The following is a 23,562-nucleotide window of genomic DNA, read 5'->3' as shown; positions in this document are numbered from 1 at the left end:
CATCACTCCGGGAAGGTCAGCAGAAGGTTGAGGTGACGGTCGACCCGTGCCTGCGCCCCCGCGGGAATGGCAAAAGTGGTGTCTTCCTGAACGACCACGGCAGGCCCATGGAACGTGCTGCCCGGCACGAGGGCCTGCCGGTCGTGGAGGTCGATGGTCTCTACGCTCGCGCCCGTGTAGACTGGGAGACGGCGCGCCGGAATGGCGGCGGCGTCGATCATGTCGACCACCGGGAAGTGGAGTTTCGGCCCCGCGCCCACTGCCGACAGCCGGACATTCACAAGTTCGATCTCGCCGTCCGGGTCGTGGAAATCGTAGAGCTGCTCATGGGTGAGGTGGAAGGCTTGTGCGACGGCGGTCGCATTGCCGTCCGTCAGCCATTCCGGCTGAAGGACGACCTCGATCTCATAACTCTGCCCGACATAGCGCATGTCGCAGGATAGACTGAGTTCGGCCGCCCCCTCATGCCCCTGCGCCGCGAGCCAGTCGCGACCCTCTTGTGCGAGGGCCTCGAAGGCGCCGCGAATTCCGGTAAGCGACATGTCCGACAGCGGGCTGAAGATGGTGCGGATGAAGTCGCCGCGCAGATCCGCCACGAGCCCGCCCAGCGCCGACACCACGCCGGGACGGCGCGGTACCATGACACGCTTCATCCCGAGTTCGCGGGCAAGGAAGGCGCCGAGCATCGGGCCGCCGCCGCCGAAGGGCATCAGCGTGAAATCGCGCAAGTCCACGCCGGCGCGCGAGGCGAGCTTCTCGACCTCGACGAACATCTCCGACACCGCGATGTCGAGGATCGCCTGCGCGGTCTGCTCGACTGGACGGCCGAGGCGAGCGGCAAGTTCGCCGATTGCGCGATGCGCCAGCCCGGTATCGATCCTGAGCTGGCCGTAGGCCATCTCGCTGTGACCAAGCCATCCACACACCACCATGGCGTCCGTCACCGTCGGCCGCTCGCCGCCACGGCCATAGCATGCGGGTCCTGGCGTCGAACCGGCCGACTCCGGCCCGACCCGCAGCACCCCCTGTGCGTCGACACTGGCGATCGAGCCGCCGCCGACGCCGATCGAGCTCACCGACACGGAAGGGATATGGAGCGGAAACTCGCCGATCAGTTCACCGGTACCGAATTGCGCCTCGCCGCCGATGATGAGCGCGAAGTCGGCCGAGGTCCCGCCAATGTCGAGGGTAAGAACCTTGTCCTCGCCTGCCTGGCGCGCCAGCCATGAGGCGCCGATGACGCCGGAGGCCGTTCCCGACAGCAGCATGTTGACGCAGGCGCGCTTGCCTTCGGCAGCGTTCATCAGCCCGCCGTTCGACTTGGTCAGCATCGGGCGGGCCGGCACGCCGCGGTCCTTCAGCCGCTCTTCCAGCGCCGTCAGATAGCCCGAGACGCGCGGATGGACATAGCCATTGAGGATGGCGGTCGAGCTGCGCTCGTATTCGCGGATGACCGGCCACACCTCGGCCGAGGAGCAGACGAAAAGGTCGGGCGCGAGACGCGCGATCGTTGCCTTGACGGCGGCCTCCTGCGCGGCGTTGCGCCACGAATGGAGGAAGGAGACGATGATCCCTTGCGCCCCGTTCGCTTTCGCCAGTGCCACCGCCCTCTCGACAGCCGCCATGTCCGGTGCCTGGGATTCACTCCCATCGGCACGCATGCGAACCGGAATGCCAAACACCATGTCACGCGAGATCAGCGGATCCGGCCGCGCGCAGAACAGCGAATACATGTCCGGCATTCGCAGCCGCGCGAGTTCGATGACGTCCTCGAAGCCGGCATTGGTGAACAGCGCGAGCGGCGCGCCCTTGCGCTGGATGATAGTGTTGATGCCGACGGTTGTGCCATGCACGAAGCGCGTCATGTGCGTAGGATCAAAGCCTTCGCGTTCAGCCAGGAGGGTGAGGCCCGTCATCAGCTCGGCGCCCGGATCTTCCGGCGTCGTCAGCACTTTCAGCGAGGCGACGCGACCGGAACGGGCTTCGAGTGCGCAGAAATCGATGAATGTCCCGCCGATATCGACGCCGACCTTCCAGTCGGCCTCTTTCAGCGCCCCATTTGCCGCGATGGCACCGTCCATGATGCGTCCCTTTCTGTCTGCCGACCAAAACTGGCACGAGCGGACGGTCAGGGTCCAAGATGGATGAGAGGCAAGGATATAAGTCTTGCTTATGCTTTGGCGCGATGTTCGCCGAGGACCACCGAACAGGCAGCACGGATTTGCTCGCGCATCATCTCATCGGCCCGCGAAAGTGGCCGAGTGCGCGAGGTCAGCAGCGCGATCGGAAATTCCGGCCCCGCAGCGAGCGGCCTGACGGCAAGCCCGGCAAACTGGTGCCAGGGCAGCAGCGCGTCGACGAGGCCGATACCCAGACCGGCCTGGACGAAGCCGACCGCGGAGATGGACACGTCGATCTCGAGCGACGGCGAAAGCGCCACACCCTGCGCGCGGGCCGCATGGGCCAGTTCGTCGGCAGGACGGGTGTTTCCGCGATAGGATATCAATTCCTCGCCGGCGAGATCGGCGAGCCGCAGATCGGTTTTCCTGGCCAACGCATGCCCTATGGGCAAAAGGCATGCGAATCCGACGCTGCCGATCACTTCCGCCTCGATATCGGGAGGCAGACGATCGTCCATGGCCACGCCGAGGCTGGCATCGCCGGCGCGCAGCATGTCGATGATCGCGGCGATCGGCGCCATATGGGAACGTAGCAAAATATCGGGATGCTGCGCCCGGAATCCGGTGAACGCGAGCGGCAATATCGCCATGGCCGGCGGTGGCGAAGCCGCGACCCGGACTAGCCCAGTTCGGCCCAGACGCAGGTCGGTGGTCTTGCGGCGCAAGCCCTCGAGCCCTGCCGACAGCCTCTCGGCATCGACGAAGATCTCCAGCGCCTCAGGGGTCGGCCGTAGCCGGCCCTTCACCCGCTCGAACAGCGTGAAGCCGAGTTCGTCCTCGGTGTGGAGCAGGATCTGGCTGAGCGCAGGCTGGGAGATGTTCAGCATCCGCGCCGCGGCGGTCACGGTGCCCGCGCGCATGACGGCGATGAACACTTCGAGCTGCCGGGCCCGCATTGCCACTCCATAGGTAAAGCTTATGGCTCTTGTCCAAACGCATCTTTGACGCAACGCCGTGGCGCGGACAAGATCGGCGTCTTCAAAGGATCATCTGCTCAAGGAATAACTATGGATGTGATCGTGCTGGGCGGCGGACTGATGGGGACGGCTTCGGCCTATTTCCTCGCCAGGCGCGGGGCACGCGTGACGCTGGTCGAGCGCAATCGGATCGGCACCGGTGCAACCGTCGCCTCCTTCGGCAACATCCGGCGGACCGGGCGCCATCTCTCCCAGCTTCCATTGGCCCACCGTTCGCTCAGGCTGTGGGGCGAGGCCGAAAGAATGCTTGGCCGCGACGTGGAATTCCGCGCCACCGGTCATATCCGGCTGATCTTCGATGAAGGCGGGCTCGCTGACATGCGGACCTATGCCGAGGCGGCGCGCCCCTGGGGCCTTGAGCTAGAGGAACTCGGCCCGCGCGAGATCCATGCCCGCTTTCCCGGCCTCGGTCTCGAAGCGATCGCGGCGTCGTTCTCTCCGCAAGATGGCAGCGGCAATCCGCGGCTGATCGCACCTGCCTTTGCCGAGGCTGCCCGCAAGCTGGGCGCGGAAATCGTCGAGGGAGCCGAAGTCGGGAAGATCACCAGCACGGGCTCCGGTTTCCTTGTAGCCAGTTCAAAAGGTACATTCGCCGCCGGCTGCGTGCTCAACACCGCCGGAGCTTGGGGCGCGCGCATCGCCGCGCAGTTCGGCGAAGAGGTCCCGCTCGACGCCCGCGGCCCGCAGATGGGCGTTACCGAGCCCGTGCCACATCAGATTCTACCGGTGGTGGGCATCTGGACGCGCGATAAGCACCATGGCGCCTATCTGCGTCAGGTCGAGCGGGGCAACATCGTCTTCGGTGGCGCCGCCGAAAGGGTGGCGGTTAACCTGGATCCGGGCCATGCGAACGCCGACCCCATGCGCCTGCCGATGCAGTTGCGCGCCGTCGCGCGGCTGCTGCCGGCAATCGCGCAAGTCGCGATCATCCGTACATGGTCCGGCTGCGAGGGCTATGTGCGGGACATGCTGCCGGTCATGGGACGCTCGGCGACGACGCCAGGCCTGTTCCACGCCTTCGGCTTCTGCGGACACGGCTTCCAGCTCGGCCCGGGCGTGGGCGACGCCATGGCCGAACTCATCACCACCGACCATTGCGAAACGCCGCTCGACGACTTCAGGGTCGATCGCTTCGCCCGCGCAGCCTTAAGAGCAGCAGCAGCCTAAAGAGCACAGACGGGCTCGCACCGCGTTGTGATCAGACTTGTCCTTTGCGATCGTGCTGCCACTTTCCCGCGCGAGCGCCGGCCCCCTGCTGATGCTTTTGGCTGCTAACTGTACCTCTTTTTGGATGTTGCCGCTTAATCAGGAAATGGCGATGCCGCAAGGGCTAAAGGGGAACGCAGCGCGGCCAGAATAGTCGTCACAACTACCATTGTAAGACTGAAGTCCTTGGTCTGCCGGCTCTAAAGGCCCGCTTCGTCTATCGTCCGAAAGTCGGTTTCCAGTCGCGGTTGCGCTGTGCCTGAATCCCCTCGTAGTCAGGCAACGGGACCTGAAGGAGGTTCGACAGCGGCGGGTCGCGGCTCCACAGGAGCCGATTGGCACGCGGCCAGGGCAAGTGCCGCGAAGCCCAGCATCGTGTTCCGCATCAAATTCTTTCCATCGGGAGCTATTGGTTGGCAGCAGGCAGCCGAATTGCACACTATCCTGCTCGTGCAGCTATTCGATATGGCTTGTCGGTTTCCAGATGTGTGTCGATATGATGTCGCGCAGCTCGGTGCGAACCGTGCGGAAGAGCGGGCGAAAGTTCGAGGACATCGGTCGCTGCGAGGAGGTCGCGAGGATCAGCTGTCGGGTAATCGGCGGGTCGAATGGCCAGACCTCGATGCGGCCAGCCTCCACAAGGAGGTGGACGGAAGCGTAGGGCAGAACCGTATAGCCAGTTCCCTCCTCGACCAGAAGCAAGGTTGAAGGCATTGCCTCCAGCTCCATCTCTACACGCGGATAGATGCCATGCTCCGCCAAGGTGTTATCGATAAGCCGCCGCAGTCCGTGCGGGCGGCTGGGCAGGATCATCGGCAGCTCGGCGAAGATGTTGAGGCCGACCGGCCCGCGCGGCAGCGCGCGCTCGGACAAGACCGGCCCGATCAGAAACAGCTCGTCATCGGCCAGCGGTTCGGTCAGCACGGAAGGATGGTTCGGCGAATTGTAGAGCACGGCGGCATCGATGCGACCGGCGATCAGCCATTCCAGGATATGGCCGCTGAAGCCTTCGATCACCTGCAGCGCGACATTGGGAAACTCGTTCTTGATCTTCTTGACCAAGGGCACGGTCAGCACGGTGCCAACCGAGGGCGGCACGGCCAGCACCAACCTCCCCTTCGGCGAGGATTTGAGGTTCGATACTGCATTCTGCGCCAGCCGCATCCGCTCGACGATCTCGTCGGCATGGGCCTTCAGAAGCACGCCCGCCTCGGTCAGCACGACGCCGCGGCCGTTGCGATAGAACAGCTCGACGCCGAGTTCCTCCTCAAGCCCGCGAATATGGCGCGTGACCATCGGCTGGGTGACGTTGAGGTCGAGCGCGGCCTTCGAGAAGCTGCCAGCCGCACCGACGGCGATGAATACCTGTAGCTGTTTCGTGTCCAACTTTCGCCCTAACCATCCACTGCTACAGAGCTTCCAGGCTGACTCAGTGGTGTCCGTGTCACGTGCCGAACGGGTACTGCTGGCCCCGGACATTTAGGAAAACGGCATAGACCGACGTTGTCGCTGTGATGAACAGCCTATTGTTGCGCGGTCCACCAAAGGTCAGGTTCGCAACCATTTCCGGCACCTGAATTTTCCCGATGAGCTCACCTTGGGGCGTATGGCACTGTACGCCATCCCACGCGCTGATCCAGAGATTGCCCGCAACGTCAACGCGAAAGCCATCCGGAATGCCAGGCGATATGTCGGCGAAGACGCGGGAATTTACCAACTTGTCACCGTCAACGTCAAACTGCCTGACGTGATGCGGGGCGGTGCGGTCTGTGAGGAAGCCGGAGTCCGAAATGTAAAGGTGCTTCTCGTCGGGCGAGAAGGCTAGCCCGTTCGGCATAGAGAAATCATCGGCAACAACGGTGACTACTCCCGAGCTGGGATCGATCCTGTAGACGCGGCAGCCCGGTTGCTCCTGCAGGCCCTTGCGCCCGACATAATCCGAAATGATCCCGTAATTGGGATCGGTGAACCAGATGCTGCCGTCGGACTTCACGACCACATCGTTCGGCGAGTTCAACGGCTTGCCATCGAAAGAATCGGCCAGAAGGGTGATCGTGCCGTTCCATTCCGTGCGCACGACGCGACGCTCCCCCTGCATGCAGGTGATCAGCCTTCCGTTTCGGTCGCGTGTATTGCCGTTCGGGTTGGAGACATGGCCGCGGAAAAGCGAAACCGCTCCCGTCTCCTCGTCCCATCGCAGCATGCGGTCGTTGGGAATATCGCTCCAGATCAGCGAGCGAAGGTCGGCGAAATAGACCGGTCCCTCCGCCCAGCGATTTCCCGTATGGACGGTTTCGAGGAATGCGACCGGATCGATCAGCTCCCCAAACCGTGTGTCGATCGTCTCGTAGCAGGACATTGACCGCCTCGCCTATGGCAACCGGATCGCGACGGTTTTGGTCTCGGTGTAGAGCTGCAGCGCCTGTTCGCCAAGTTCGCGCCCCCACCCCGATTGCTTGAAACCACCGAACGGCATGGTGACGTCGTTGAAGTTGTGGCAGTTGACCCAGACCGTGCCGGATTTGATTTTCGCGGCCAGCCGATGCGCGGCGCCCAGATTGTTGGTCCAGATCGATGCAGCCAGGCCATACTCGGTGTCGTTGGCATCCCTGGCAAGTTGGTCCAGATCCTCGTCGTCGAACGGCATCGCGCAGGCCACCGGCCCGAATATCTCCTCGCGGATCACCGACATGTCCGGCCGCGTCCTGGAGATGACCGTCGGCTCGACGAAATAGCCGACGTCGCCGGCACGCGCGCCACCGGTGACGATTTCGGCACCGTCGCTCCTGCCTTCCGAGATCAACCTGGTGATGCGTTCCATCTGCTGCTGAGAGACGACGGGGCCGAGCTCGGTTGAGGGATCAAGCCCGGCGCCGAGCTTCAGCTTTTCGGCACGCTCGGCAATGCCGGACATGACCTTGTCGTAGATCTTCTTGTGGACGAAGAACCGCGTTCCCGCGCCGCAGCTCTGGCCGGCATTGAAGAATGCCGCGCTCGAGGCGCCCGCCACCGCCATGTCGATGTCGGCGTCCCCGAGCACGATGGTTGGCGCCTTGCCGCCAAGCTCCAGGCTGACCTTCTTGAGGTTGCCGGTCGCGGCGCGTGCGATCAGCCGGCCGACTTCGGTCGAGCCAGTGAAAGCAACCTTGTCGATGTCGGGATGGGCCGACATAGCCGCACCCACCGTTTCGCCAAAGCCGGTCAGAATGTTGACCACGCCTTCCGGAAAACCGGCGTCCTGGACCAGCTTACCGAAGTAGAGCGCACCGAGCGGCGTCTGCTCGGCCGGCTTGAGCACGATGGTGCAGCCGGCCGCCAGTGCCGGCGCCACCTTCCAGGCGAGCATGCTGAGTGGGAAGTTCCACGGGATGATCTGGCCGACGACGCCGACCGGCTCGCGGCGGGTGTAGGCATGCCAGTCACCCGGCGCGTTGATGGTCATCGTCTCGCCGTTGATCTTGGTGGCCCATCCCGCATAGTAGCGGAACGTCTCGGCCGTGAACGGCACCTCGCCATTGCGGGAATCGCCGATTGGCTTGCCGCTCTCATAAGAATTGAGCGTTGCCAGCATATCGACATTGGCGTCAATCAGATCAGCAAGTTTCCAGATCAGCCTGGCGCGCTCGGCCGGCACCATTTTTGACCAGGGACCGTCGATCGCCGTCCGCGCGGCCTTGACCGCCAGATCGACATCGGCACCATCGCCAGCCGGCACCTGCGCGATGACCCGGCCGTTCGAGGGGTCGATGACGTCGAGCGACTGTCCGGAGGCCGCAGGCAGCCACGCGTTGCCGATCAGCATCGCATGCCTGCCGCCGACGAACGCCGCCACCTTGGGGTCGAGCGGCGGCACCGCATCGAAACGTATGTTCATGATTTCCTCCGAAGGGTCTCTTCGATCAGCGCTGGACGAACGGCGCGGGAATGGAATTCCCGGCATCGATCCAGATGCTCTTTTCCTGAAGATATTCGTAGATGGCGGTCTGGCCGTTCTCCCGACCGATGCCCGACTGCTTGTAGCCGCCAAAAGGCGAGAGATAGCTGGTGGCGCGGTACATGTTGACCCAGACGCTACCGGCTTCGAGCCGCTCGGGCAGGCGGATTGCGCGGCCGAGGTCCTGCGTCCAAAGACCGGCCGCAAGTCCGTAGATGGTGTCATTGGCGATGGCCACCGCCTCGTCCTCGTCGTCGAACGGAATGACCGACAGAACAGGTCCGAAGACCTCTTCCTGGGCGATGCGCATGGACTGCTTCACGTTACCGAAGATCGTCGGCTCCACGAACCAGCCGTCGGCAATCGATTTGTCCTCGGGTATCTTGCCGCCGAGCAATTGCGCGGCGCCTTCACCGTTGGCGATGCCAATGTAGTCGAGCACTTTCGCGCGCTGCGGCAGGGTGGTGATCGGACCGACCTGGGTCTCGGGATCGAGCGGATCGCCAATCCTCGCGGTCTTTGCGAAGGCGACCAGCTTCTCCGTCACCTGGTCGTAGACGGAGCGCTGCACAAGCGCGCGCGAGCCGGCGATGCAGGTCTGCCCCGTCGCGGCGAAGATACCGGAAACGAGGCCAGGGATGGCGGCATCCATCTTGGCGTCGGCGAAAACGATGTTGGCGGATTTACCGCCGAGTTCGAGCGTCACCTTCTTAAGCCCGCCAGCGGCAGCCTGATAGACGCGGCGGCCGGTTGCATCGCCACCGGTGAACGCCACTTTCGCGACATCGGCATGCGTGACGAGGCGGTCGCCGATTTCATGGCCGAAGCCGGTGACGATGTTGACGACGCCGTTGGGAAAGCCCGCCTTCTCGAAAAGCCGGCCGAAGAACAATGCCGACACCGAGGAAAATTCCGACGGCTTCCAGACGATCGTGTTGCCGGCAGCGAGCGCCGGGGCAAGCTTCCACGTCGCCAGCATCAAGGGCGAGTTCCACGGCGTAATCGCGGCCACAACCCCGAGCGGCTCGCGGCGCGTGTAATTGAACACCCCCGGCTTGTCGATCGGGATCACACGCCCTTCGATCTTGTCGGCAAGGCCGCCAAAGAAGCGGAACCATTGCGGGATGTATTTGCACTGCATCCGCATTTCATTGATCAGTTTGCCGTTGTCGCGGGTTTCGAGAACAGCCAGGTTTTCGGCCTCCTCCGCCACAAGGTCGGCAAAGCGGGTCATGATCTGGCCACGCGCGCTTGGGGTCATCGTCCGCCACTCACCGCGGAACGCGGCCGCTGCTGCCTGAACGGCCGCATCGACATCGGCTACGCCAGCGCGCGGAACGAGGGCCCAGGCCTTGCCGGTGAAGGGATCGAAGGATTCGAAAAAATCCTCCGACTGCGCGGCGGCCGAGCGGCCGCCGATCAGCATCGAGAGCTTTTCCGTGGCCAGCGGCGGACGCGTTGTCATGCGCCGACTTCCTGCATTGCTTCGCGCGCCACCCGGAAGGAATCGACGCCCGCGGGCACGCCGGCATAGATCACGACTTGTAGAAGGACTTCGCGGATTTCGTCTTTGGTCACACCGTTGGTCAGCGCGCCCTTCACATGCATCTTCAGCTCGTGGGGACGATTGAGCGCGGAAAGCATGGCGAGGTTCAGCATGCTGCGGGTCTTCTTGTCGAGCGTGTCGCGGCCCCAGACAGCGCCCCAGCAATATTCCGTCACAAGTTCCTGCAGCGGACGATTGAAATCGTCGGCGCTGGCGAAGGATTTCTCGACGAATTCGGCGCCCAGAACCGATTTGCGGATTTCAAAACCCTTGTCGAAAACGTCTTTGCCCATTGGATGGTCCTTTCCAGTTGCTTGGGAGATCAAAGGCCGGGGCTCGGCCGATATTTGCGGCCGCGCGCGACCACCTGGCCGAGCGAGCCGTCGGTCAGGTAGGTCTGCGTCGCCTTGGAATCGTAGGGGACGTTCTCCTGGCCGGGATAACCGATCAGTTCGCGCACGCGCGGGCTCATGTAGTAGGTAGCGATGGCAATCGTGGTGATCGCCGAGAAGGCTTCGCCATCCTCCTTGTTGAGGCTTTCCAGGCGAGCCTCGGCGCCGTTGGCCGGATCGACTGCGATGCCGCGCGCAAAGCCCGGCTTCAGATCAATACGAAAATCCAGCGACTTCTCGACATCGGCGTAACCGCAGACGTCGCTGAACTTCGGCATCTTGCCATGCGCGGGGATGAGGAAGTCGGCGAGCGCGAAGAAAGTGTTCTGGTTTGACATGTCAGGCCACCTTCTGGTTGCGGCGCTCGGCGATCATGCGGCGCGTGTTGCGTAGCGCGACCGCCATGATGGTCGCCGTCGGGTTGGTGGCGCCCGAGGTCGGGAAGGTCGACGCATCCATGATGTAGAGGTTCGGCACGTCGTGGCAGGCGCCCCATTGGTCGACGACCGAGCGCTTCGGATCGTCGCCCATGACGGTGGTGCCGATGAGATGCCAGCCGGATTCACGCACCGGCGTCGAAACCAGCGTCTCGATGGCGCCGGCGGCGCGCACCGATTCCAGGCAGCGGTCGATGTTGAACTTCAGCAGCCGGTTGGAGTTTTCGTTGACCTTGTAGACGATTTGCGGCGCGGGCAGGCCATCGGAATCCACCAGATCCTTCGACAGGACCACCTGGTTGCTCTCTTCCGGAAGATCCTCACCGACAATGCCCCAGATCAGCGAGTGGCCGAAGCGGCGCGCTACATTTTCATGCAGGTTGGCGCCCCAGAAATCCTGGAACCGGCCGCTTTCGGCGACATAGACCTTGGACCCGGTCGCGCCGGATATGCCGACCGGTCCGCCCGACGGCATGCAGTTCCATTTCGAGCCGCGTACGAAGCCGCGGCTTTCGTCGCTCTCGTAGAATTCCAGCGAATAGACCTGTTGGCCGAAGGGACCGCGCCAGGAATCCAGCGGATCCTGGTAGGAGGCGAGTACGCTTGCAAAGGGATGCATCATCAGCCGCTTGCCGACCATGCCCGAAGAGTTGGCAAGGCCGTCCGGGTTCCCGGCCCCTCCCGACATCAGCAGCAGCCGGGGCGTGCCGACGCCGTTGGCGCACAGGATCACCACCTTGGCGCGCTGGCGCCGGTCGCGCCCGTTCGCGTCGACATAGACGACGCCGGTCGCCAGTCCCTGGTCGTTGGTCTCGATCTCCTTGACACGGGCACGGGTGACGAGCCGCGCGCCGGCCTTCAGGGCCAGTGGCCAATGCGACCGGTCGGTCGTCGATTTCGCGCCCTCCGGACAGCCCGTCAGACAGGTTCCGCGGCGCACGCAGGGATTGAGTTCGCCGAACTTCTCCGACGGGATGGCGTTGCTGCCGGGCCACCAGTGCCAGCCCATCTTCTCCATACCCAGCGCACCGCGCTGGCCGACGGAGCCCATGGGGAGCGCCGGAAAGGGATAGGCGCCGCGCGGCGGATAGGCCGGATCGCCGGCAAGGCCAGACACGCCCACTTCGCGCTCGATCTCGAGCTGGTAGGGCAACAGGTCTTCATAGGTGAACGGCCAGTCCTCGGCCACGCCATCCATCGAGCGCACGCGGAAGTCGGACGGCAGGAAATGCATCCATTGCGCGCCGTAGAGCGTCGCGCTGCCACCGACGCCGGCATACATCAGCGGGTTGATGTCCGTCGTCGAGGTGTCGACGGGATAGTCGTTGGGATTGTCGCGGACGTTGGGATTGGGATGCCAGAGCTTGGTGCTGACAAGCTCGTGCTCCGGACGGGCACCCGTATAGTCGGCATAGTCCGGCCATTCGCCCTGCTCGAGCACGACGACGGAAATGCCGGCGCGCGCCAGATGGAGGGCTGCGACCGAGCCGGATGGACCGGCGCCGACAATCACGACATCGACTTCCTCGTCGCGCCTTGCCCGTGCACTGCGATCCGCCAGAACTTCAACGGTCATTTTCTTCCTCCCTTGCGGTCCAATGGCAACATCGTGTCAGACGAGGCGCGTCCGGTAAAACGCCGCCGCGCCGATGATGATGATGCCCTTGATGATGAGCTGCATCTCGATCGGAAATCCGAGCAGCAGCACGAGATTGTTGATCACCATCAGCACGGCCACGCCAAGCAGCGCCGCAAAGATGTTGCCGCGCCCCCCGGTCAGCGCGACACCGCCCATGACGGCGGCGACGATGGAGTCCAGTTCGTAGCCCTGGCCGACCCAGTTCGAAACGGTGCCGACATAGCCGAGCAGGAACAGCCCGCCTATTCCCGCGCAGACCGAACAGATCACGTAGCACAGGATGATCACGCGATCAGGCGCGACGCCGTTGAGGAACGCGGCCTTGGGGTTGGTTCCGACCATGAATATCTCGCGTCCGAGGCGCGATCGATGCAGCACGATGCCAAAAGCAATCGCCAGCACCGCCAGCGTCATCAGGTTGACGGGAACGCCAAGAATGCGCCCGGAGGCCAGAAAGCCCATGCCAGGCGGCAAGGTGCTGATCGGCGCACCGCCAGTGTAGGCGAAGCGGATACCCTGCAGGATGATCATCATCGCCAGCGTCGCCAGGAACGGACTGACGTTGCGCCTGGCCACCAGCCATCCGTTCAGGAAGCCGACAATGGCCGAGAAGACGATCGCCGCCAGGAAGATCAGCGGAATGGCGTCGTTGGTGGTGGCCTTGAAGGCTGTCGCCAGCACCGCGACCGTGGCCATCAGGGACGCCACCGACAGGTCCAGCCCGCGCACCAGGATCACGAATGTCTGGCCGATCACGACCATGCCGAGCGGTGCCGCGATGGTCAGCACATTGACCAGGTTGGCCGGCCGCAGGAAGGTCGGCGACGCCGCCGCAGCGACCGCCATCAGCACCGCCAGGAAGATCACCAGCCCATAGCGTTCGAAGATGGTCGCGAGCGACAGGCCTCGTGAGCGCGGCATCGGAGTGTCGAGAGGCGCCATCGTTATCTCCGCCTCGAAGTGTGGATGCCGACCGCGATGATGATGATGAGACCCTGGATGACCCACTGGTAGTAGGACGAGACATTGACGAAGTTCAGCAGGCTGTTGAGCATGGTGACGAGCAACACGCCGAGGAACGTACCAAGCACGCCGCCTCTTCCGCCGGCCAGAATGGTGCCTCCGACCACGACTGGCGTCACCGACTGCAGCGTCAGCGCGGCCCCGATGCGCGGGTCGCCAACGCCGGTTCGCGCGGTCAGGAAAATCGCCGCTATACCGGCGCACAGGCCCGACAGCGCGTAGGCAAGCACCACGATACGATCGACCGGCAATCCATTCAGCCGCGCCGCTTCCCGATCGCCGCCGACGAAGTAGATGCTGCGGCCCGAATGGGTCCGCTGTAGCCAGAGGCCGGCCAAGGCGAAAATGGCTACGAGGATGATGGCGCTGACCGGAATGCCGGCGACCTTGGCATAGGCGACGTCGGCGAAGGCGCGCGGCACCGAACCGCCGGGCTCCTTGCGATACATCAGCGTGCCGCCGAAAATGACAGAAGACATGCCGAGCGTCACGATCAGCGAATGGACGCGCAGCACAACCGTCAGCAGCCCGTTGAGCGCCCCCACAGCGGTCGCGGCCACCAGGGCGAGCGGCAGCGCCAGCCAGACCAGGTCCGGCCGCCATTCGAGGAAGTTCGCCAGGAAGACCGTCAGCGCGCTCACCAGCGAGCCGATCGCCAGGTCGATGCCGCCCATCAGCACGACGAAGGTCTGGCCGAGGCTGACCATGCCCAGCACGATAAGCTGCTGGAACAGATTGCCGACATTGCGCCAAGTGAGGAAGCGGTCGGACAGGAAACCGCCGGCAACAGCCAGCATGACCAGCAGCACCGCAACGATCAGGTACGACATCATCAGCCGGTTGCGGCGAATATCCATGGCGATGGCGCTCATGCGATCTCCTCCGCTGGCGCCTTGTGACGCTCGATCGATCTTACCGCGAGATCCATGATTACCTCCTCGCCGAGAGCGTCGCCTTCGACTTCGCCCACGACGCGGCCCTGGGCCATCACGAAGACCCTGTCGGACAGACCAACGATTTCTGGCAGTTCGGAACTGATCATCAGGACGCCGACGCCCGAATCCGCCAGACGCCGGACGATGCGGTAGATCTCGACCTTGGCGCCGATATCGACGCCGCGTGTCGGCTCGTCGAGGATGAGCAGCCGATTGGCGATCCTGGACCAGCGACTGAACAGCACCTTCTGCTGGTTGCCGCCAGACAGATTGCCGACCTTCACATCAGGCGACGGTGTTGCGACCGAGAAATCGTGGATCTGGCGCTCCGCCAGCGCACGCTCCCGCGAGCGGTCGATCAGGCCATATTTCGTAATGCCCTGGAGGTCCGGCGCCATGATGTTGGCGGAAATCGGAAGGCCAAGAAAGAGGCCCTCGTCCTTGCGGTTCTCGGTCAGAAAACCGAGGCCGCCGGCGATGGCATCTTTCGGCACTCTCTTTGGGAACGGCTTGCCGTCGAACTCGATCACCCCGCCTTCGACGGCGCGCGCGCCGAAAATGGCCTCCGCGACTTCCGTGCGCCCCGAGCCGACCATGCCGGCCACGCCGACGATCTCTCCGGCCTTCACGCTCAGGCTGACGTCGCGTACGCGCCGACCGGCCCGCAGGTTGCGAACGCTGAGGATGTCCGGCCCATCCGCCGGCGCCGCGCGCCGCGCCGGATAGATCTGGCCGAGGCTGCGGCCAACCATCTTGGTGATCATCTCTTCGCGGCTGATCTCGCCCACCGGGCTCATGCCGACGACCTGGCCGTCCTTCAGGATTGTTACCCGGTCGGCGATCTCGAAAATTTCCTCGAGCCGATGCGAGACATAGACGATGCCGACGCCCTCGTTGCGCAGCCTGCGCATGTTCTCGAACAAAAGGTCGACCTCGTGGCCGGCAATGACAGCGGTCGGTTCGTCCAGGATGAGCAGCCTGGCCTTGCCGACCAGCGCTTTTGCAATCTCGACCATCTGCTGGTCGGCAAGCGGCAGTTCGTCGATCCTTGCGTGCGTGGGAATGCTAACCCCGAGCTGGGCGAGGATTTCCGCGGCGCGGGCGTGGCGGGCACGATTGGAGATGAGCCCAAACCGGCCGCGAGGCTGTGCGTCGATCAGAATGTTTTCGGCCACCGACAGTTCGGGAAAAAGCGCAAGTTCCTGATGAATGACATGGATGCCGGCGACGCGCGCGGCCTTTGGCGATTGCCAGGAGACCCGCTTGCCGAGATAGGTGATGGCGCCGGAATTCGGCTTCACGGCCCCGCCCATGACGCGGATAAGGGTCGACTTGCCAGCGCCATTCTCACCGAGAAGGGCGTGAATCTCGCCTGGCTGTACGGCGAAATCGACCTTGTCCAGGGGTTTTACGCCGGGATACTCCTTCTCGATCTGGCTGAGTTCGATAACAGAAATGGACATTATCCGACGCTCAAAACAATCAAATCACACCCGGGTGCACGTCCTTGGACGCGCACCCGGTTGAGCTGGGAGGCTCACTTCGGATAGTCGGGATTGAACGTGCTGGGGTTGTATCCCGCCGGCAGTCCGTTGCTTGGCGACAGGTCACCCGGGTCACTCATGCTGACATGGTCGAGCAGATGCCGGTCGCCCTTGACGGACACCGTATCGGCGCCAGGCGACGTCACCACCTGGAAGCTGACCTCGACCTTGTCGGGAACCGAAATGCCCTTGAGCACATCGAGCGCCGTTTCGATGCCGGTGATGCCCATCGACGTCGGATAGTCGATACCGACCATCTTGATGTTGTGCTGGTTGGCCAGCTGATACATCCGCGCAACGTCGCCGCCGGTGATCGGCGGAAATTCGCCGTCCTTGTAGCCGGCGTCGAGGAACGCCTCGATCGCGCCATAGCCCTGCAGCGCACTGTCGGACAGCACGCCGTCGATGGCCTTGCCGTGCTTCTGGATCAGCGCGGCCATCACCGATTTGCCGGTGGCCGGATTCCAGTCGCAATACTGCTTTTCCAGCACCTTGATGCCGGGGAACTTGGAGAACACTTCCTCGTTCGCCTTGATGCGGATTTCCGCGACGCTGGATCCGGCGATGCCTGGCAGCATGACGATGTTGCCCTTGCCGCCCAGCGTCTCGCACAGCCACTGTGCCTCGAGACGGCCCAGCGCCCAATCGGATGCCGTGACGTAGGTGATGTAGTTTGCCGGCGTCTTCACCTTGCGATCGACCATGACGACGGGAATGCCCTGTTCCGTGGCGCGGCCGACGACGGAATCGAGCGCGTCCTCAGTAGAGGCCGCAATGAGGAGAATATCGACGCCCTGGCTGATCAGATCCTGGATGTCGGCAATCTGCTTGGAGGGATCGTCGTTGGCGTCGGTGACGAGAAGATGGGCAATCTCGTCGCGATGCTGGCCGGCCGACCAGAGGACGCCATGCTGGAAGGCGACGCGCCAGGCATTGGAAATCGACGCATTGGAAAAGCCGATCGTATAGGGACCCGCCTTCTTCCACTTCGACGTGTCGACCATGCTGTTGGCATTGGGGTTCCACATCCAGGTGCGTGGCGCACCATAGTAGCCGGGCTTGGTTTCGGCTTCAGCCGCGGCGGCCGGGGTGGCCTGTGCAAGCTGGAGCCCTGGCACGGCGGCGATCGCCGCGGCGGCCGGCATACCCCTGATGAAGCTTTTGCGTGATATCTTGTGGTCTAGGATGCTCTTTATTGACATTGGTTCCTCCTCCTGAACGCTCGACAGAGCGCCTGAAATTCTCCTCAGAAACTCTCACGCGCGGGACAGTATAAACAAAGAATAGATGCTTATATCCCGGGCAAATCGCACGGCCATCTTCCTGATACCCTCCAATTCAGGAAAATTCGATTGAAAGCGATTTGACGCAAATTAGCAGTCGATTACCCACGATCGTCAATCTGCCGTCTTGTAATAGCTGCTATTACCTTTTTCGCCATTGGGGGCAGCGAAGAATACGACTTATCTAGCAGCCGGTGCCGGGCGCTTGAGGTGCGTTCCGTCGGAGGAGAGGCCGTGAATATTCTTGTTGTCTTGCGCATGATCCCGGATTCCGCGGGCGAGCTGCAACTCGCCGAGGACGGGCGCAGCATCGATCGGGAGTGGCTCGATTTCCAGCTCAACGATTTCGACGATCATGCCCTCGAGGAAGCAATCCTGCTCAAGGAAGCCAGCGGTGCGAAGGTGACAGCGGTGGCCGTTGGCGAAGGCGCCAACCGTGTCCTGCAGATGGCTGCCGCGCGCGGTGCCGACGAAGCCGTGGCGCTTCAATCCGAGGAGGACGCCATGATCTCCTCACGCGAGATCGCGGCGTCCATCGCTGCAATGGCGCGAGCGAAGTCGGCCGACCTTGTGCTGTGCGGCGTTCAATCCACCGAGGATGTCTTCGGCCAGCTCGCGCCCTATGTCGGTGCGTTGCTCGACTGGCCGCACGTTTCAGGAACCGCCCGTATCGTTGCGAACGGCAGCGTGCTTCGCGTCACGCAGGAGCGCGGCGCGGGTGTGGCCGTCACCTATGAGTTGGCCACGCCGGCGGTGCTGGGCGTGCAGACGGCGTCGAAGGCGCCGCGCTACGTTTCCGGCAGTAAGCTTCGCGAGGCGTCCAAGACGCCGATCGGCCGCGCCACTCCAGAATCGTCAGGCTTCGAGCGTTCCGCCGAGATCATCACATTGCGTCTGCCAGTCCAGGGCGGCTCCGGCGAGAACCTGGGCGGCAATGCCGAGACAGTAGCGGATCGTCTGGTCACCATCCTGGCAGCCAAAGGCCTGGCAAGGAACTAAGTCATGAAATTGATTGCCTGTACGGAAGGCCACTCCAGCAAGATCGAAGCCTTCTCGCTCGAAATGATCGCCGCGGCGCGTTCGCTCGCCCAGGCCGGCGACGAGGTCGTCGCCTTCTTCGCCGGCCGGGATGCGCAAGCAGCGTCTGCTTCATTCGGCGCAGCCGACCGGCTGATCGCGGCCTGCGCGGCAACATCGGATCTCATTCCGGCCGAGACCTATGCACGACTTCTGCGCGACATCATCGCCGCTGAGAGCCCAAGCCTCGTGCTGGTGCCCTATTCGGCGAACGGTCTGGATGTGGCCGCCGACATCGCGGCAAGAACCGGCTGGCCGCTCATCTCCTATGTCAATGAAATCAAGCGGGACGGCGAAAGCCTGACGGTCGTCGCGCAGATGTATGGCGGCAAGATCCTCGCTGAATGCGCGGTGCGGCTGCCGGCAATCCTGATGATCAATCCGGGCGCCTTTGCGGAGGCAGCACCTGGTCCGATCGATACGGCGAGGGTGCGCACGATCGATGCCGAACCCGTGCTCGCCGGCGGCAAGGTGAAGATGGTGGCCATCGACGTGCCCGACTTTGCCGACGTCGATCTGACGACGGCCGAGAGGATCGTGTGCGTGGGCCGAGGCATCGGCGACGAAGCAAGCATTGACCTTGCGCGCGATCTGGCGACGATGCTGGGGGCGGAGATCGCCGGCAGCCGTCCGGTCGTCGACAATGGCTGGCTGCCAAAGCTGCGCCAAGTCGGCAAATCCGGCCAGAAGGTCAAGCCGAAGCTTTATCTGGCGCTCGGCGTGTCCGGTGCGCCCGAACATCTCGAAGGCATGTCGCAGGCCGACCTTATCATTGCAGTCAACACCGATCCGAAGGCACCCATTTTCAATGTCGCGCATTACGGCGCGACCTGTGACCTGTTCGATCTCGTCGCCAATCTGAGCGACAGGCTGCGGGCCGGCTCTGGCCGTTGAGATGGCATCGACCCTGCCACTCTGGATTTTGGTCATGGCGGCACTGGTGCTGACGGGCTGGCGCGCGCGGAACTACGCCTTTGCTCTCGCCAAGGCGCCGGCCGCGGCCCGCTTCGACCAGCCGATGCGGCGTCTCCAGGGCGTGATGGTCGCCATCGGCTTGCATCGGAAAATGCTTCGCAAGCCGCTTTCCGGCGTGCTGCACGCGATCATCTTCGTCTCGTTCTTCGTGCTGTTCACCGCCACCATCGATGCCTTCGGCTCGCGGTTGTTCCCGGGGTTTTCGCTTGCCCCGCTCGGCGGCGAGACCTGGATCGCCTCGTTGCAAGACACTTTTTCGGTGGTGATGCTGGTTGGCGTCGGACTTGCCCTCTACCAGCGCTATGTTCTGAGGCCTGCCCGCTTCGATGGCTCGAGCGGCAGTGACGCGGCAATCATCTATGTGTTGATCGTCCTGATCGTGGCGTCTCTGCTGCTTGAGGCGGCGGCGCGCATAGTCGGCGGCGCCGACGGCTCGTGGCGGCCGGTCGCGTCGGCGCTGGCAGGACCCCTCGATCGTGCCGGCATGTCGGCGCATGCGGGCGAAGAGCTGTTCTACTGGGTTCACGTCGGCGCCATTCTGGCGTTCCTTGTCTATATCCCCGGTTCGAAGCACCGGCACATGTTCCTTGCCGCGCCCAACATCTACTTCCGCAGCCTCGAACCGCGCGGCCTGGCGCCCGCGGTCCCGGAAGCGCGTGAGACTCCAGGCATCGACAGCCTGGGGCAGTTCGACTGGAAGCAGCAGCTCGACCTTCTGTCCTGCACCGAATGCGGCCGTTGCCAGGCGGTCTGCCCAGCCTATGCGGCCGGTCTGCCGCTCAGCCCGAAATTGCTGATCACCGACATGCGCGACGCGCTTGCCGCAGGATCATCGGCTGCCCTGCTGGTGGGCGGGGTGATTTCCGAGGAGACGCTGTGGGCCTGCACCACCTGCCGTGCCTGCATGGAGGCATGCCCGGTCGAGATCGAACATCTGCCCAAGATCATCGACATGCGCCGTCACCTGGTCGACGAAGGCCATGTCAGCCCCGGTCTGCAGGAGGCGCTATCGAACCTGACCCGTCTCGGCAATTCCATGGGCAAGCCTTCCAAGATGCGGGCGCGCTGGACCCGGGAGCTCGGCTTTCCCGTCAAGGACGCGCGCGAGGAACCCGTCGACGTTCTGTGGTTCGTAGGAGACTACGCGTCCTACGATCCGCGCGTTCAGGAAATCACCCGCAAGGTTGCAGAACTGCTGACCGCGGCCGGTGTCGACTTCGGCATTCTCTTCGATGCCGAGCACAACAGCGGCAACGATGTGCGGCGTGCCGGCGAAGAGGGTCTGTTCGAGACGCTCGCGCAGTCCAACATCGACGAGATCAAGGCGTGCAGCTTCAAGCGGATCATGACCACCGATCCGCATAGCCTGAATGCGCTGAAGAACGACTATCAGCATTTCGGCGTGGCGTTCGAGGTGCTGCACTATACGGCGCTGCTGGCGGAACTTATCGCAGCGGGAAAACTCGATCTGCACGTCGCCGACGGCGCCAGGGTCACCTATCACGATCCCTGCTATCTTGGACGCTACAATGGCGGCTTCGATGCGCCGCGCGAGCTGATCCGCGCCGCCGGTTATACGCTTCATGACATGCCGCGCTGCCGCGATAATTCCTTCTGCTGCGGCGCCGGTGGCGGCCGCATCTGGCAAGGCGACGACGGCGTGATCGAGCGGCCGAGCGAGAACCGCATCCGTGAAGCGCTGAGCTTGGGCGACGTCGCCTATTTCGTCGTCGCCTGCCCGAAGGACAAGGTGATGTACACCGCCGCGATCGATGCGCTCGGCGTGGCCGAGACATTGAAGGTCGTGGACATAGCGGAACTTCTCGTGCCGCGCACAAGCCAGGCGCTCGAAATGCCCACGGTGGAAACGACCTGACGCAATGCGATCCAAGAGATCGAGACCAAGCACCAATGGGCAATAGCCCCGACGAAGGAGAGAGCGATCATGTCGACCCTGAAAATCGGCTTTGTTGGCATCGGAAAAATGGGCACACCGATGGCGACCCGTCTCATCAAGGCCGGATACGAAGTGACTGTCTACGACGTCGACAGCAAAGCCGTTGTGGAGTTGACCAATGCGGGCGCGAAAGCCGCCGCCGATGCGCGCGAGGTTGCCGACAATGCGGAGATCGTCTTTGCCAGCCTGCCCAGCCCGCAGATCCTGGAAAAGGTGGTGCTCGGCGAAGGCGGCATCGCCGAGGGCAAAGCAGTTCGTATCTTCATCGACATCTCGACGACGGGTCCGCGGACGGCCGCCAAGGTTGCCGAAGGCCTTTCAGCCAAGAACATCGCCATGATCGACGCGCCCGTCAGCGGAGGATTGAAGGGAGCGCGCAACGGCACGCTCGCCGTCATGGTGTCGGGGCCGAAGGCTGCCTTCGAAACGGCAAGGCCGGTGATCGAGAATTTCGGCCGGATATTCTTCATGGGTGAAGTTCAGGGCTCCGCCCAGACCATGAAGCTTGCCAACAACCTGCTTGCAGCGGCAGCACTTGCGATCTCCTCCGAAGCGGTCGTAATGGGCGTTAAGGCGGGCCTCGATCCGAAGGTGATGATTGACGTCATCAACGCCTCGAGCGGCCGCAACAGCGCCACCGAGGACAAGTTCCCAAAATCTGTCCTGCCACGCACCTTCGATTTCGGTTTCGCGACAGGCCTGTCCTTCAAGGATGTACGCTTGTGCGTGGATGAGGCGGAGGCAATGGGCGTGCCGATGGTGGTGGGCAGTGCCGTGCGCCAGTTGCTCAGCGTGACGAACCAACTCTACGGGCCTGACTCCGATTTTACCTGTATGGTCAAGACGGTCGAGACATGGGCGCATGTAGAAGTCGGCTCTGCCAAGATCACAGATGTCGCCAAAGCGAGCTGATCATGGGTGATCCCGGACGCTATGAAATCCATGCCGTTCGCTACGGCCATTTCGAACGCCGCTCGGGTGAGAATTTCCTCGGCGGCGATACGCATGATGTTGCGATGCCGCTCGACTACTTCGTCTGGGCGATCGTTGGGGAGAAACGCACCTTCATCGTCGACACCGGCTTCGACAAGCCGACCGGCGACAAACGCGGGCGCAGTGTCGTCAGACCCGTCGATGCCGGCCTGGCGGCAATCGGCATCAACCACGCCGACGTCAGCGACGTCATCATCTCCCACATGCATTACGACCATTGCGGAAACCATCACCTGTTCCCGAACGCGACCTTTCATCTGCAGGATGCGGAGATGGAGTTCGCGACCGGCCGCTGCATGTGCCACCATGCGATGCGCCATCCCTTCGAGGCCGAAGACGTGTCAACCATGGTGCGACGCGTCTTTGCCGGAAAGGTCTGCTTCCACGACCCCGAGTCGCAGATCGCGCCCGGCATAACGCTCCACAAGGTTGGCGGCCACTCGCGCGGATTGCAGGTCGTGCGGGTGGAGACCGACAACGGCGCGGTCGTGATCGCGTCGGACGCAGCCCATTTCTACGCCAACATGGAACGCGAAAAACCTTTTCCCGTCTTTGACCGGCTGAGCGATGTGATCTTCGGGGTCGAGCGTATGAAACAACTCGCCAGTTCCCCCGCTCACATCGTCCCCGGGCACGACCCTCTGGTGCTCAAGCGCTTCGCGCGTACCCGCCAGGACGTCGAAGGCATTGTTACGCTGAGCCGCCCGCAGCACTGAACATGTTGGTGCCACAGGGGTCTCGGGGGGCACGTCCGGCAGCTTTCGCAACTTGTCCTCACGTTGAAACAATCGACGTCCGCTTCTTGAGGATGGTGCGGATTGCCTGAACGGCCGACATGAGGCGCGAAGCTGCCGCCCTCTTGCGGCTGGCGCAGGTCAACTATGGGGCAAGTCGGGACATACCACATGTCCAGTCCTGTGATCCGGAACGACTCGAAGATCAACTTCGCGGCAGGCCTCGACGAAGAGGCCCAAAGCCGTTTCGTTCAACCCTCAAATTTGTCCGCTAAGTAGCACAATAGGTAACACAAATGAGTAGAATGAACCGAAATTGACGGCTAGAAATTTGAAATTATACAGCAAAATCAATTAGTTACCGAAAAATTTGTGGTACCGTTGGCTGGGATCGAACCAGCGACCTCCGGATCCACAATCCGGCGCTCTAACCATCTGAGCTACAACGGCACGTTCACCGAGCCGGACCAGGTGGAAAGCGCGCTTTCCGTGATCCGCTCCGTCGTTCGGCGATGCGTCCTTACGGGCTAATGGATTTTAATTCAAGACTTTTGCTAGGCAAAGGTCGCTTGCCCACAAACAGCATCGACTTTTCGCCGGACAAAGAAAAAGGCCGGCGGGAGGAGGTGCCGGCCTTTTCCTGTTACGAGCCAGCGGGAGGAGGTGCTGGCTGGTCACCCCGGGAGCAGAGGGAGGAGGTTCCACTCGCCGGGTATTCCTTTATGGCTAC

General features: G+C 63.0%; 19 protein-coding genes and 1 tRNA gene. 6 read left to right on the top strand and 14 right to left on the bottom strand.

Features of this window, described 5'->3' with window-relative positions; all coding sequences use genetic code 11:
* Nucleotides 1-2: 2 nt before the first annotated feature.
* Together AC1DYW_RS06385 and AC1DYW_RS06380 are read right to left on the bottom strand one after the other, a co-directional pair.
* Complete coding sequence (locus AC1DYW_RS06385) at nucleotides 3-2,081, bottom strand: hydantoinase/oxoprolinase family protein (protein ID WP_477225458.1); 2,079 nt, start codon at nucleotides 2,079-2,081, stop codon at nucleotides 3-5.
* A gap of 89 nt (nucleotides 2,082-2,170) precedes the next feature.
* Complete coding sequence (locus AC1DYW_RS06380) at nucleotides 2,171-3,076, bottom strand: LysR family transcriptional regulator (RefSeq protein ID WP_477225457.1); 906 nt, start codon at nucleotides 3,074-3,076, stop codon at nucleotides 2,171-2,173.
* A gap of 111 nt (nucleotides 3,077-3,187) precedes the next feature.
* Between AC1DYW_RS06380 and AC1DYW_RS06375 the strand changes: the two genes are divergently transcribed.
* Nucleotides 3,188-4,324 carry an NAD(P)/FAD-dependent oxidoreductase gene (locus AC1DYW_RS06375; RefSeq protein WP_477225456.1) on the top strand — a complete coding sequence of 379 codons (1,137 nt, stop codon included), beginning with the start codon at nucleotides 3,188-3,190 and terminating at the stop codon, nucleotides 4,322-4,324.
* 495 nt (nucleotides 4,325-4,819) lie between these two features.
* Here AC1DYW_RS06375 and AC1DYW_RS06370 read toward each other — a convergent pair whose 3' ends face one another.
* The 11 genes from AC1DYW_RS06370 to AC1DYW_RS06320 form a co-directional block, all read right to left on the bottom strand.
* Complete coding sequence (locus AC1DYW_RS06370; protein ID WP_477225455.1) at nucleotides 4,820-5,749, bottom strand: LysR family transcriptional regulator; 930 nt, start codon at nucleotides 5,747-5,749, stop codon at nucleotides 4,820-4,822.
* A gap of 58 nt (nucleotides 5,750-5,807) precedes the next feature.
* Nucleotides 5,808-6,722: an SMP-30/gluconolactonase/LRE family protein gene (locus tag AC1DYW_RS06365; protein WP_477225454.1), complete on the bottom strand. Its 915-nt coding sequence runs from the start codon at nucleotides 6,720-6,722 to the stop codon at nucleotides 5,808-5,810.
* A gap of 12 nt (nucleotides 6,723-6,734) precedes the next feature.
* On the bottom strand, nucleotides 6,735-8,237 hold the full coding sequence (locus AC1DYW_RS06360) for an aldehyde dehydrogenase family protein (RefSeq protein WP_457152925.1): 1,503 nt from the start codon (nucleotides 8,235-8,237) through the stop codon (nucleotides 6,735-6,737).
* 25 nt (nucleotides 8,238-8,262) lie between these two features.
* Nucleotides 8,263-9,762, bottom strand: a complete 1,500-nt coding sequence (locus tag AC1DYW_RS06355; RefSeq protein ID WP_457152924.1) for an aldehyde dehydrogenase — start codon at nucleotides 9,760-9,762, stop codon at nucleotides 8,263-8,265.
* Nucleotides 9,759-10,136 (bottom strand): carboxymuconolactone decarboxylase family protein, encoded by a 378-nt coding sequence (locus AC1DYW_RS06350; RefSeq protein WP_109661499.1) that lies wholly within the window; start codon nucleotides 10,134-10,136, stop codon nucleotides 9,759-9,761. The genes AC1DYW_RS06355 and AC1DYW_RS06350 overlap by 4 nt, the downstream gene beginning before the upstream one ends.
* 29 nt (nucleotides 10,137-10,165) lie before the next feature.
* The gene (locus AC1DYW_RS06345) at nucleotides 10,166-10,573 is read right to left on the bottom strand and encodes a hypothetical protein (protein ID WP_457152923.1); all 408 of its coding nucleotides are present in this window, start codon (nucleotides 10,571-10,573) and stop codon (nucleotides 10,166-10,168) included.
* Nucleotide 10,574: 1 nt separating this feature from the next.
* Nucleotides 10,575-12,248, bottom strand: coding sequence for a GMC family oxidoreductase (locus tag AC1DYW_RS06340; protein ID WP_457152922.1), 1,674 nt, complete (start codon nucleotides 12,246-12,248; stop codon nucleotides 10,575-10,577).
* Between the two features lie 36 nt (nucleotides 12,249-12,284).
* Nucleotides 12,285-13,253 (bottom strand): ABC transporter permease, encoded by a 969-nt coding sequence (locus AC1DYW_RS06335; protein ID WP_457152921.1) that lies wholly within the window; start codon nucleotides 13,251-13,253, stop codon nucleotides 12,285-12,287.
* Between the two features lie 2 nt (nucleotides 13,254-13,255).
* On the bottom strand, nucleotides 13,256-14,206 hold the full coding sequence (locus AC1DYW_RS06330) for an ABC transporter permease (RefSeq protein ID WP_477225453.1): 951 nt from the start codon (nucleotides 14,204-14,206) through the stop codon (nucleotides 13,256-13,258).
* A complete protein-coding gene (locus tag AC1DYW_RS06325) occupies nucleotides 14,203-15,732 on the bottom strand; it encodes a sugar ABC transporter ATP-binding protein (RefSeq protein ID WP_477225452.1) in 1,530 nt (509 codons plus the stop codon). The genes AC1DYW_RS06330 and AC1DYW_RS06325 overlap by 4 nt, the downstream gene beginning before the upstream one ends.
* Nucleotides 15,733-15,806: 74 nt before the next feature.
* Entirely contained in the window at nucleotides 15,807-17,015 is a 1,209-nt protein-coding gene (locus AC1DYW_RS06320; protein WP_477225451.1) for a substrate-binding domain-containing protein, read from the bottom strand.
* A gap of 315 nt (nucleotides 17,016-17,330) precedes the next feature.
* Between AC1DYW_RS06320 and AC1DYW_RS06315 the strand changes: the two genes are divergently transcribed.
* From AC1DYW_RS06315 to AC1DYW_RS06295, 5 genes are all read left to right on the top strand, one after another.
* Nucleotides 17,331-18,095 carry an electron transfer flavoprotein subunit beta/FixA family protein gene (locus AC1DYW_RS06315; RefSeq protein WP_477225450.1) on the top strand — a complete coding sequence of 255 codons (765 nt, stop codon included), beginning with the start codon at nucleotides 17,331-17,333 and terminating at the stop codon, nucleotides 18,093-18,095.
* Between the two features lie 3 nt (nucleotides 18,096-18,098).
* Nucleotides 18,099-19,067: an electron transfer flavoprotein subunit alpha/FixB family protein gene (locus AC1DYW_RS06310; RefSeq protein ID WP_477225449.1), complete on the top strand. Its 969-nt coding sequence runs from the start codon at nucleotides 18,099-18,101 to the stop codon at nucleotides 19,065-19,067.
* A gap of 1 nt (nucleotide 19,068) precedes the next feature.
* Nucleotides 19,069-21,024, top strand: coding sequence for a (Fe-S)-binding protein (locus AC1DYW_RS06305; RefSeq protein WP_477225448.1), 1,956 nt, complete (start codon nucleotides 19,069-19,071; stop codon nucleotides 21,022-21,024).
* 18 nt (nucleotides 21,025-21,042) lie between these two features.
* Complete coding sequence (locus AC1DYW_RS06300) at nucleotides 21,043-22,017, top strand: NAD(P)-dependent oxidoreductase (protein ID WP_477225586.1); 975 nt, start codon at nucleotides 21,043-21,045, stop codon at nucleotides 22,015-22,017.
* A gap of 104 nt (nucleotides 22,018-22,121) precedes the next feature.
* A complete protein-coding gene (locus tag AC1DYW_RS06295) occupies nucleotides 22,122-22,814 on the top strand; it encodes an N-acyl homoserine lactonase family protein (protein ID WP_477225447.1) in 693 nt (230 codons plus the stop codon).
* A 391-nt stretch (nucleotides 22,815-23,205) separates the two neighbouring features.
* Here AC1DYW_RS06295 and AC1DYW_RS06290 read toward each other — a convergent pair.
* Nucleotides 23,206-23,282: transfer RNA gene (locus AC1DYW_RS06290), tRNA-His, on the bottom strand.
* Nucleotides 23,283-23,562 lie beyond the last annotated feature (280 nt).

Source organism: Mesorhizobium sp. P2_D5 (assembly GCF_056404355.1).
Note: the sequence above shows the minus strand (reverse complement) of the source record. Positions and strands in the feature narration are given on the sequence as shown.